Origin of the sequence: Streptomyces sp. YS-3 (assembly GCF_045257485.1) — a bacterium.
Taxonomy (GTDB): Bacteria; Actinomycetota; Actinomycetes; order Streptomycetales; family Streptomycetaceae; genus Streptomyces.
Genome location: NZ_JBJHPC010001005.1, coordinates 1 through 1,335 on the forward strand (window position 1 = coordinate 1; position 1,335 = coordinate 1,335).

Annotated in this window: 1 protein-coding gene; it reads left to right on the forward strand. The window is 75.8% G+C overall.

Going from position 1 to position 1,335, the window contains the following annotated elements; all coding sequences use genetic code 11:
• Window positions 1-216: 216 nt before the first annotated feature.
• The coding region (locus ACJA3G_RS37080; RefSeq protein ID WP_406557406.1) for a pyridoxal-phosphate dependent enzyme at window positions 217-1,335 on the forward strand (1,119 nt) is incomplete at its 3' end.

Below are 1,335 nucleotides of genomic sequence, written 5' to 3' on the forward strand. Positions count from 1 at the left end.
CACGGCCGCGACTGCGCAGGAGGCTCGGGCGCGGGCGGCGGCGGTATGTCCACGGGCGGGGGCTCCTCGTCGAGGTCAGACGAACTGCTGCGCGAAATCGTACGCGGGGGCGAGGAGGGGTGACCGCGGGGCGGACCACGGGCTTCCGCGGCACCGGGCGGCCCACGGACCGCCGGACCTGACGGCCCGTCACGGCGCACGCTCTAGGGTCGCTGTATGACACACACGAACACCCGTCATCCCGCGCCCTCCGGGCCCCCCGGACACCTCGGACACCTCGGAGCGGGCGCCACAGCGGCGTACCGCTGCCCGCGGGACGGCACCCGGGTCCCCGTCGAGGCAGCCGCCCCCTGGTGCTGTCCGGCGTGCGCGGGCCCGTGGGACCTGGACTTCACCGCCGGGGCCGTACGCCAGGAGTCCCTGGCCGGGCGCGTGAACTCGCTCTGGCGGTACGCGGAGGCCCTGCCGCTCGACGGCCCGCCGCCGGTCACACTGGGCGAGGGCCGCACGCCGCTGGTGCCACTGGACGACACCGTCTCGGCGAAGCTGGACTTCCTGACGCCGACGCTGTCGTTCAAGGACCGGGGCGCGGTCGTCCTCGCCGAGCTGGCCCGGCGGCTGGCCCCGGAGCGCGTGATCGCCGACAGCAGCGGCAACGCGGGTACGTCGGTCGCCGCGTACATGGCACGGGCCGGACTGCCGTGCACGGTGTACGTGCCCGAGGCGACCTCGCCGAAGAAGGTCGAGCAGATCGCGGCGCACGGGGCCCGGGTGGAGCGCGTCCCCGGCGACCGGGAGGCCACCGCCCGCGCCGCCCGGACCGCGGCCGACACCCCCGGCACGTTCTACGCCTCGCACGTCTTCAACCCGTACTTCCTGCACGGCACCAAGACGTACGTCTACGAGCTGTGGGAGGACCTGGGCGGCCGGCTCCCCGCCTCGATCGTGGTGCCGGTCGGCAACGGCACCCTGCTGCTCGGCGCCGCCCTGGCCACGGCCGAGCTGTACGCGCACGGCCTGATCGCCGAGCGCCCCGCCCTGATCGCGGTCCAGGCGGAGGCGGTGTCACCGCTGGCGACGGCGTTCCGGGCGGGCGCGGACGAGCCGGCGGCCGACACGGCGGCGGCCGACACCCTGGCCGAGGGAATCGCGATCCCCCGCCCGCCCCGGGGCCGCCAGATCCTGCGAGCGGTACGCGAATCGGGCGGCACGTTCCTGACGGTGACGGAACCCCAGATCGCGGCGGCCCAACGGGACCTGGCGGGACGCGGCCTGTACGTGGAGTCGACGGGGGTGGCGTGCTGGGCGGCGGTGGGCGCGGAGCCGGAGGTACTG